Source organism: Pedobacter sp. UYP1 (assembly GCF_040547305.1).
Taxonomy (GTDB): Bacteria; Bacteroidota; Bacteroidia; order Sphingobacteriales; family Sphingobacteriaceae; genus Pedobacter.
On sequence record NZ_JBEPPL010000010.1, the window covers coordinates 80,824 to 91,026 of the forward strand.

Genomic DNA, 10,203 nt, shown 5'->3' on the forward strand with positions numbered 1-10,203 from the left:
TTCACTAAAAAACATATGCATGAAAGTAGCGAAGTATTTATGGATAGCAGGGGCCATGCTCATGAGTCAAACAGAATTGAAAGCACAGCTGGCACAGATTCCATATGAAACCCGCGGATCGCATCTGATCGTCAAAGTACAAACCAATCATAGTGATTCATTAAACTTTATTTTTGATTCCGGTGCAACCAATATATCAATAGATTCACTGACCGCAGAGCGTGTTGGTATTAGTAAAGAGAACCGCGAAACAGTTGCAGTTGGCGGATCCGGAGGAACCCAGAACTATAAAATGGCTTTACATCAGAACTTAAAAATAGGAAACCTTGAAATTAAAGATGTCAATATGGTCTTGATAAATTTCGCTTCGCTTTCTGAAGCGATCGGCGTAAAACTGGATGGTATTATCGGATATGAAGTGTTGAGCAAATATGTAACAAAGCTCGACTTTGAACGTAAAAATATATCATTTTATGATCGGATTAAATCAGTTGATACAACAGGTTATACCGTGATTCCTTTTGAATTTAATAAAAACATACTCATCCCTCGCTTTCCGATTTCTGTTACTTTAGCAAACGGGGAGACTTTTACGGGCAGGGTCATGTTTGATACCGGCAATGTTTTTACGCTGATTGTGAGTACTCCTTTTAGTAAGTATCATAACTTCGAGAGCAAGTTAGGAGAAACCAGTGTACAAACGGGCAGAGGCTTAAATGCGACCACACAAGATCAGCTGGCAACCATTAATTCTATATCATTTAATGGGTTTAATTTTGGTAAGATGGGCATCAGGCTGACGATTAATGATCAGGCTGAACCTAAAGATGGTTATTTAGGGATTTTAGGCATGGAAGTGATCAAACGTTTTGATGTTATTCTGGATTATATGCAGAAAAAAATCTATTTAAAGCCTAATAAAGCTTATCGCGATGCTTTTCCTGCCGAACCGAAAAAAGCAGGGATCTATAAAGAAAGCGAAGACTTTTTGGCGAAAAATAAGACCAGGCCTGGCGTAAGAGTTACCCCATCAGGTTTGCAGTATAAAATTATAAAACAGGGGAATGGTGAAAAACCGGCCATGGAAGATAGGGTAAGTCTCAATTTTACTGCTACGCTGGTTAATGGTAAAAAGATATGGAGCACCTATGACGAGAAAAAACCTTGGGTACACCATTTAGATAAGGCTTTCGACGGTTTGGGAGAAGCCGTGCTGATGATGCCCGAAGGCTCTAAATGGATGCTTTATATTCCTGCTAAACTGGCTTTTGGAGATACAGGGACACAAGAAGTCCCACCTGGTGCGGCTTTAATTTATGAAGTGGAGCTTTTGAAAGTAGCGCATCCCTGAGCTATTGATTAAATGCAAAAAGCCTCATGATTAATGAGGCTTTTTGCGTTAATTGTATATTTTATCCTTGTTTTCTGACATATTTAGTCAGGATCACAATGACCTGCCCTTCGATTTTACCTTCTATCTGATCGGTATTATTATCTACTAATCGGATGTTTTTGACCACCGTACCCATTTTAGCGTTTAACTGAGAACCTTTTACGTCCAGAGACTTGGTTAATACTACAGTATCACCAGTTTGCAATACTGCACCCAAACTATCTTTGTGTACTTCCACCACACTGGTATCGTTGTCTAATCCGCCAGCAGCTTTTGCCCAGGCTAATCTCTCGTCATCAAGATACATCATGTCCAGATTATCCATTGCCCAGCTTTCATTGCTCAGACGGTTAAGCATACGCCATGAAACTACTTGTACTCCAGGTGTTTCACTCCACATGCTTGTCGTTAAACAACTCCAGTGTTTGCTATCCAGTTCTTCTTTTCTGTCAATTTGTGCAAGACATTTCTCACAGATGATGATGCAATTATCTTCATTGCTGCTTGACTGTGGTGGGACCTCATATAATTTAAGAGTTTCTCCGGATCCGCATAACTCACATTGATTTTCGCTTCTTTTCAGCAATTGTTCTTCCAATTTCATATCCTTCTGTTAAAATAAAGAGCGCGAAGATAATTATTTTAGCCGGAAATAAGGTTTTCTACTTTTAATGGTGTTTTTCAAGTTCAGAAGGCAGTATCCTTCAAGGTCAGAAGTCAGTATTTTTCAAGGTCAGAAGTCAGTATTCTTCAAGGTCAGAAGGCAGTATCCACATTGTGACAAAATCGTTTAAAATACCCCGGAGAGGTCTGCTATTTTTTCTTATTTTGGGTTTTATGAAACAACTTGTATCCGCATTATTTATTTCCGCAGTTTCCATCTTTCCTGCTGCCGCGCAGCAAACCCAGAAACCAGTATTACATGGTAAGAACTGGATGGCGATTACGGGTAAACCGCTGGCCGCTACAGCAGGGGCTATGACCTTTCAAAAAGGCGGAAATGCAGTAGATGCAGCTTGTGCGATGCTGGCTGCAACTTGTACCATGTGGGATACTTTAAGCTGGGGAGGCGAAACCCAGGCATTGATCTATAATCCAAAAACTAAAAAAGTAATCGCAATTAATGCAATGGGTGTAGCACCCAGCGGAGCGACTGTAGATTTCTTTAAAAATAAAGGCTATAATTTTCCTCCTGAATATGGCCCTCTGGCCGCAACTACTCCCGGTACGCCCGGCGGTCTTTTGTATATGCTGGCCAATTATGGGACGTTAAGTTTGGAACAAGTACTTTCTCCGGCTATGGAAATGGCAGCAGGTTACCCGATAGAAGCGCAGGCAGCCAATAGTATTGAACGTGGAAAAGATAAGATTAAGGAATGGCCTTACAGCAAGGAAGTTTTTCTGACACATCCTGGTGAAAAAAGAGAGGCACCTGAAGCGGGAGAAATCTTTGTTCAAAAAGATTTACTGGCTACACTTCAGAAAATGGTAGCAGCAGAAAAAACAGCCTTGAAGCAGGGAAAGAATAGGAAACAAGCAATTATGGCTGCTTATGATCGTGTTTATAAGGGAGATATTGCCCGGGAATTTGTACGCAGCAGTCAGGAACAAGGCGGGTTGATTACAATGGAGGATCTGGCCAAATGGAAACCTTTGGAAGAAGAGCCGCTAATGGTCAACTACAAAGGAGTTGATGTTTATAAATTACAACAATGGACGCAGGGCCCAATGCTTTTGCAAGCACTAAATATCCTGGAAAATTTTGACTTGAAAGGCATGGGATATAATAGTACAAAGTATATTCATACCTTATATCAAGCGATGAATCTTGCATTTGCAGACCGTGACTTTTATTACGGTGATCCTGCCAATGGGCCAAAGGGGCCTATGAAAGGCTTATTAAGCAAGGAATATGCAAAAGAAAGAGCAAAACTTATACAATATGATAGAAATGATGTGGCTATAGGCCCTGGTAATCCATATCCTTTTGAGGGAAGAAAAAACCCTTATATCAAACTGCTGAAAGACAGGGGCTATGAACTGGATACGACAAAACGGAACTTTGCACCTGCACATGATATGACCAATAATATGCCCGATGCAGCTTATCAGGACAGACTATGGTTAGGTACTACTTCTGTAGAAGCCGCTGATAAAGAAGGCTGGGTGGTTTCGATGACTCCTAGCGGTGGGTGGCTGCCAGCTTGTATTGCCGGGAAAACAGGGATGGGGATGAGTCAGCGGATGCAAAGTTTTGTGTTGGACTCTACCTTAAATCCTTTCAATGTAGTGGGGCCAGGTAAAAGACCGAGGGTAACTTTATCTCCTTCTATGGCCTTAAAAGATGGAAAACCATTTTTAGCTTCTGCCGTTCAGGGTGGGGATACGCAGGATCAGAACCTGTTGCAGTTCTTTTTAAATGTAACAGAATTCGGAATGAATGTACAGCAAGCTACAGAAGCTGCAAACTTCAATACCAATCAACTCTGGCTTTCGCTGGGCGGTACGAAAACAACAGACCGTCAGCCTAAGCCCGGACAGATCTTATTAAATGATAACACCACACAAGTGGTCAGGGACGAATTAAAGAAAATGGGCTACACCTTAAGTTTTGGAGCTAGAACAAGTGGCCCGGTGAATGCAGTTTATTTTGACTGGAAACATGGCGGCCTTTGGGGAGGATCCAGTAATCATGGCGAAGATTATGGCATAGGCTGGTAATTTTATAGCATAGGCTGGTAATTTTTGTATCTTAAGGGATAATTTTCAATGATGAACGGTATACCTGATCCAACTAATGAACAGGAGAAATCTCCTGCGGCTGAACCTGGAAAATTCCATCTGGGAATTTGTATGGCTGGTGCAGTATCTGCCGGGGCTTATACGGCGGGTGTGATGGATTATCTGCTGGAGGCTTTGGAAGCTTATGAAAAAGTAAGAGGGCAGCCAGGTATACCCCAGCATCAAATCGAAATACCAGTAATGGGCGGTGCTTCGGCAGGAGGGATGACCGCTATGCTTACTGCTGCGGCTTTACAGCGTGAAATGCATCCGATTGAACATCCTGGGCATGATATCTTAGCGGAGCATAAAGATCATATTTTATATCATTCGTGGGTAGACCTCACTGACAAAGATATGTTTGACAGAATGCTCAGGAACGATGATATTGAAGGAACAATCGTCTCTGCACTTAATTGCATTTTTATTGATGAAATCGCTGACCGGGTGTTGAAACCTAAAGATCCTGAGTCTGTTAGCTGGAAACCTTTACCCTCTTTTTTCCCTCGTAAACTAAAACTATTTACTACACTAAGCAATCTTGGCGGGTTTACCTATAATGTGAACTTTAATGCGAGTGGCACAAGACGCCCTTATTATATGAAAGTCCACCAGGATTATGCTTGTTTTGAACTGACTTCAGAAGAGCAGTCAGTTAACCATTCTTCAGGCTGGATGCCGCTTAATTTCAGGACCGGAACTAATGCTCAAATCGCAGTTGATGCTGCGCTGGCTACAGGCGCATTTCCAGTCGGATTCAAAGCGAGAAAAATTACCCGTTCTAAAGATGTCGTCAATAATAATCCGTTGTTTGATGAAAAAATGCTTCGGGCAATTCAGATTACTACTGATCCTTATCAATCGCTGAATGTTGATGGAGGCATGATTAATAATGAACCTTTTGATAAAGTAAGGGAAGTATTAAGTGCGGTTTGCGGGCAGCAGGCCCCAGCACTATACAATGATTACAATACTTTCAATTCCACAGTATTAATGATTGCACCGTTTCCCAGTACAAAGCCAGTTGACATTAAGCTGTTTGATAAATTAATGCATGTGATGGGACTCACTTTATCAGCGATGGTGAGCCAGATGCGATCGAAAGCCACACAAGTTGTAGATGCAATGAATGAAAGTTGCGCTGGTCAGTTTCTGATTGACCCTTCCAGGGAATTAAGAAAAACGGACGGTACTAAAGTTGATCTTCAAGGAGAGCGTGCTATTGCATGCGGTGCATTGGGAGGCTTTAGTGGCTTTTTGAACAAAGAATTCAGGGTGCACGATTATTTCCTGGGCAGGCATAACTGTAAAATATTTTTGCGCGATTATTTTACAATTCCTGAGCTGGCCAAAAATGAAAATCCAATTTTTAAAGCCGGATATCATGGAATTGATTCCGATAAATATCGTTCAAAGGTAGATGGCAACTGGCAGATTATTCCGATAGTAGGTGATGTTGATTATACGTTTCCTCAATTAGCTTTTAGTTCTGGCAGCAACTGGCCAGTGCAAAGCTGGGAAGCGATCAGCCAATATAATGGTGTACTGAAAAGACGTGTACAAGCACTGATTCTTAATCTGGTGAAATATAAGCCAGTACAAAAGTTCTTTTTATGGATTGGAACCCGGATTTTATTGCGGGGGATGATTACCAAAGCCATGCTGGCAACAATTAAGGATGAACTTAACCGCTGGCAGCTGCTTAAATAGTATATTATAAATTGAAGTCGATATAAGTTGTTGGATCATCGTAATAAAGATCATCATCAAATAATATCCGGTTATAACCGCTGCCAAGAAATTTAACTGTCGTATAATCTCTATTGTTATTAGTATACAATGATACATTTATAACAGGCAGATTATGATTGAAGGGAATGGAACGGTAGCCATAAACGTTGTAAGTCTGGACATCAAAGCCATTTTTAATGGAGATTACACAATTGTCGCAGGATACTTCAAATCTGTAGTCGGAATAAGGTCCGTCATTCGTTTTAACACAAGAACTAAATAAGAAACAAATTAATAATAGGGCTACAAGCTTATTCATTATGGAAATTTATAAATACCAAAGGTAATTATTTAATGTAGCTTCCTGTTCTTTTATCGTAGAATGATGGTTTTTGTTAAAATGAACATTTCATTCCAGGATGAAGTATGTGTTTTGGCAATAGGCTATATTTGAAAAATGGAACTTGAAAATTTAGCCAGTGTGGCAGGATTGATTGGTGAACCAGCACGTATTAAAATGTTATGGGCATTGATGGATGGTAAAGCTTATACGGCAACCGAACTGGCTTTAGTAGCCGGTGTATCCCCGCAAAGTGCAAGTATGCATCTTGGAAAAATGGTGTTGGCCGATTTATTAAAAGTGAGTAATCAGGGGCGTCACCGGTATTTTAGTTATGCAAGACCCGAAGTTGCTTATGCTATTGAAGCATTGTCAAACTTGGTTCCGCATCAAAAACAGGAGATTGTTCCGGTCACTAAAGATATCCCTTTTGAATATTGCAGAACCTGTTATGATCATATTGCTGGCAGGGCAGGGGTAATCATTAACGAAAGGTTACTCGCAATGGAATACTTGATAGAGAAAGACCAGCGTTACGAAATGACTGCCAAAGGGGAGGTTTTTTTAAAAAATTTCGGAATTGACACGGACAGTTTATTAAAGCAAAAACGTCCTTTCGCCAGACCTTGCCTTGACTGGAGCGAGAGACGGCCGCATCTGGCAGGTTCGCTGGCCATGGTCATCCTAAAAAAAATGATTGCAGAAGACTGGATGAGAAAAATTCATGATTCCAGAACTTTAATGATTACTGCTAAGGGTCAGTCGAACTTATATGATTTATTAGGCGTTAAAATTTAACCTGTATGGCTATTCAAACTATTGCTTACCTGACGGATGCACATTTAGGTCAGAAAATTATACTTGATGAAGAGACTGGTCACATGCGATATGTGGAAAATACAGAAGAACATAAGGATAACCTGAAATTTATTCTGGAAGATATCCGTTCGGTTGGCATTACTGAAATCATATTCGGCGGTGATATTGGTACTCAGGAAGCTAATCAATGGTTCTTTGAAACTATGGATGAATTTAATTTCAAGCTTTTAATGGTGCTTGGTAATCATGATACCTATCCGCAGGTGGACCGGTACTATAAACCGGTGGACCGATATTATAAACAGTCGAATCAGTACTATATGCAGGTGAATCAGGACTATAAAAAGGATCAATACCATACACATCCCGATAAATATGGTGATGAAAGCGGCAATAAACAAGATGCTAAACCTGGAAATGAACTGAACTATGCCTATGAAGAAGGAAACTTTAAATTTATTTATTTAGATTCTTCTTCCAATAGCTTTAGTCCGGCCCAGCTGAACTGGCTTGGGCAGGAGTTAAACACGGATAAGAAAATATTACTTTTTATACATCATCCTGTTTTGGAAATCAAAACTCCCCTTGATAAAATAGGCGCTGCTTTAAAAGGAAGGGACGAAATTAAGTTATTGCTATCGGCGCTTCAAAAAGAAGTGCTGGTTTTTTGCGGGCATTATCATATGACTGATGAATTGACTGTTGGAAATATACGGCAATACTCCTCACCGGCATGTTCTTACCAGATAGTGAAATTATCAGAAAAAATTGAGATTGATACTTTGACATTTGGCTACAGGTTAATTACTATCAATGGCAACCATATAGAAACAGCAGTTAAATTATTTAAGACATTATAGTATATTTAAAAAATATGATAAAGATAAGTTGTCCTTATGACTGGGTTTGTGGACAGGAATTTACTATAGACGAGTTGAGCGCTCATGACAAGGATTTTGTAATTAGCGCTGTAGCTAAGAAGATGAAGTTAATATTTATTGATTGTCCTGTTTGTAAAGTCACTTTCTCTTATAATCCATCCAGTAATACAAGTACAGCATCCGAAATGATCAATCCTGATCAAAAAGAGAAAAAAGGGCCTGTACGTAAAACTTTGAAAGAATTTAATGCGTTGTTAAAAAAAGATAAAATAGAGCTTCTTCCAGCATATCTTGATTATTTAAAAAGTGCGAAATTCAAGACTCAATTGCAAGTATTTAAAGATCAGGATCCATTTGAAATTTTGAGTTACGATTCCCTGCGCGAAGTAGTCAATATTGATGGAAAAGACTATGTAAATGCCAGGCAGCTTAAAGGATTCGCATTGTCTTTAAGCGAACTGATATCGGAAAATGAACCAATACAGGAAACCGGTGTGAGCTCAGCTTATGGAAAAGAGAATTATTTTTTCACACTCGATGAACTGGCTGACAGTATAGTTATTGGCCAGGCTGGTACCCGGCTTTTATTTATTGATTGCAGAGATCAGGATACTTTATTTGTTTTTCATCCGGATGGGGGAGATATAGAAAGAACAAGCCTGTCTCTGAGAGATCTGTTTTGATCAAGATGCAGTAGCTATCTGATCAAAGTCCAGTATCTTTTTAATAAATGGTCGCTCATGCTGAATGAAGCCTTAAATCATATGCGCTCAGCCAGATTTGATGGATCCATTAAACAATTGATAACTACTGTGATTTAATATTATTACTTCAGTTTTTCCAGTTTTAGTTTAATATCAGATCTGTATTTTAAAGCCAGTGCTTTTTCAAAATATTTAACTGCGGCTGGCTTATTATCTTTTGATAAATAATAATCGCCCATACTATCATAAGCATTAAAACTCTCAGGATAATAACGAATATTGAGCTGAAAGAACATTTCAGCTTTGCTATTGTCTTTTTGCTGAAGAAATATATAGCCCAATCTATTCATATCCTGTTCTGAAGGACGGACGATATAATCCATTTCATCCGACAAGGATTGGTAGTGCGAACTGATTAGTTTTTCCAACTCTGCTGCAGTTGATTTCTTGTCGAAAAACTGATTTACAGGTTGAGTTTGTGGGAATTTATAGTGTCTGAAAATAAACTTTAAGGCATCATATTCAGCAATTAAAGGAACGGAAGTATGATCTTCATCAGGATAATATTTAAAGTTCCACCTCAAGCCCTGGACTGAACGCAGTTGATCTGAAAGCGCTAGAATAGATCTTAGATGTTGCGTAACCTGCGTAGTATCTTGTCTGGCCGCAGCAGTATCCATTCCGGGATTTATAGTATTTGCTGCTCCCAGAAAGAGTGATTTTTTTAAAAACTCTTTTTCCTGGAGTATAGGCTTAGAATTGATGAGTAGTTTACCCTGATCATAAGACATACTTGGATCAATTGCAACATATGCATTAAATAATGAGGTATGGTGGATTAGGGTGTTCATCACGGTCAATCCTCCTAAAGAATGTCCTATCAGCGTCCGGTAGGGTGCAGCCGGATAATTTTTATCCACATAAGGGATAAGTTCCTTTTCAAGGAATGAGGTGAAATTATCTCCGCCACCTGAATCCCCGAAGATTGGGCTTTTGGAAGGCGTCAAATCTCTTGTCCGGTTTCCAGGTGTATTAATAATGCCGACAATGATCATTTCAGGGAAAACTTTATTGCCATTAATTATGCTCAGCTGGTTGATCATGGCTGTTAAGGTCAGGAAATTATTTTCACCATCTAAAATGTACATTACCGGATAACCAGGTTTGGAAAAAACACGCGTATCAAGGGGTGGAGTATAAATCCATAAAGACCTTTTTTCATTTAATATAACGGAATGTAAAGTATCTGTATGACCTGTAGAAAGAGATAGTTGCTGTTGAGCGTTTACATACATTGAACTCAAAGCGAAGACTATAATTAAGAAAATTTTTTTCGTATTTAGCATCCAGCAAGGATACGGCACTTCAATATAGCTTTGAAAGAAATGTGACCAAACTGTTCTTTCATGGGGTGAAGAGTTTCTATGCTTACGTTAACTGGCAGATTAGTCGTAATTTTTTTTCTGATTACTGACTTAACTAACTGGTTAACATTTTAATAGTAGATTATTTCCATAGAATTTATCTGTAGTTTCTGAAAAAAATATTTTACGC

General features: G+C 39.3%; 9 protein-coding genes. 6 read left to right on the top strand and 3 right to left on the bottom strand.

From position 1 onward, the window contains the following. The first annotated feature begins 19 nt into the window (after positions 1 to 19). Positions 20 to 1,351, top strand: coding sequence for an FKBP-type peptidyl-prolyl cis-trans isomerase (locus tag ABIB30_RS18490; RefSeq protein WP_354304529.1), 1,332 nt, complete (start codon positions 20 to 22; stop codon positions 1,349 to 1,351). Between the two features lie 61 nt (positions 1,352 to 1,412). On the opposite strand, the gene ABIB30_RS18495 is transcribed toward ABIB30_RS18490, so the two are convergent. Next, positions 1,413 to 1,997 (bottom strand): PhnA domain-containing protein, encoded by a 585-nt coding sequence (locus tag ABIB30_RS18495; RefSeq protein WP_354304530.1) that lies wholly within the window; start codon positions 1,995 to 1,997, stop codon positions 1,413 to 1,415. A 233-nt stretch (positions 1,998 to 2,230) separates the two neighbouring features. On the opposite strand from ABIB30_RS18495, the gene ABIB30_RS18500 reads away from it, so the two are divergent. Beyond that, positions 2,231 to 4,114 (top strand): gamma-glutamyltransferase family protein, encoded by a 1,884-nt coding sequence (locus ABIB30_RS18500; RefSeq protein ID WP_354304531.1) that lies wholly within the window; start codon positions 2,231 to 2,233, stop codon positions 4,112 to 4,114. A gap of 48 nt (positions 4,115 to 4,162) precedes the next feature. Beyond that, on the top strand, positions 4,163 to 5,884 hold the full coding sequence (locus tag ABIB30_RS18505) for a patatin-like phospholipase family protein (RefSeq protein ID WP_354304532.1): 1,722 nt from the start codon (positions 4,163 to 4,165) through the stop codon (positions 5,882 to 5,884). Positions 5,885 to 5,888: 4 nt separating this feature from the next. Here ABIB30_RS18505 and ABIB30_RS18510 read toward each other — a convergent pair whose 3' ends face one another. Then, positions 5,889 to 6,224 (bottom strand): hypothetical protein, encoded by a 336-nt coding sequence (locus tag ABIB30_RS18510; RefSeq protein WP_354304533.1) that lies wholly within the window; start codon positions 6,222 to 6,224, stop codon positions 5,889 to 5,891. Positions 6,225 to 6,362: 138 nt separating this feature from the next. On the opposite strand from ABIB30_RS18510, the gene ABIB30_RS18515 reads away from it, so the two are divergent. Genes ABIB30_RS18515 through ABIB30_RS18525 form a run of 3 tightly spaced genes read left to right on the top strand, consistent with a single transcriptional unit; the run spans position 6,363 to position 8,628 of the window. Next, a complete protein-coding gene (locus ABIB30_RS18515) occupies positions 6,363 to 7,043 on the top strand; it encodes an ArsR/SmtB family transcription factor (protein WP_354304534.1) in 681 nt (226 codons plus the stop codon). Between the two features lie 5 nt (positions 7,044 to 7,048). Next, on the top strand, positions 7,049 to 7,924 hold the full coding sequence (locus ABIB30_RS18520; RefSeq protein ID WP_354304535.1) for a metallophosphoesterase family protein: 876 nt from the start codon (positions 7,049 to 7,051) through the stop codon (positions 7,922 to 7,924). 14 nt (positions 7,925 to 7,938) lie between these two features. Further along, positions 7,939 to 8,628 (top strand): hypothetical protein, encoded by a 690-nt coding sequence (locus tag ABIB30_RS18525; RefSeq protein WP_354304536.1) that lies wholly within the window; start codon positions 7,939 to 7,941, stop codon positions 8,626 to 8,628. Between the two features lie 143 nt (positions 8,629 to 8,771). Here the strand turns inward: ABIB30_RS18525 and ABIB30_RS18530 are convergent, their stop codons facing one another. Further along, positions 8,772 to 9,944, bottom strand: a complete 1,173-nt coding sequence (locus ABIB30_RS18530) for an alpha/beta hydrolase-fold protein (protein ID WP_354304537.1) — start codon at positions 9,942 to 9,944, stop codon at positions 8,772 to 8,774. Positions 9,945 to 10,203 lie beyond the last annotated feature (259 nt).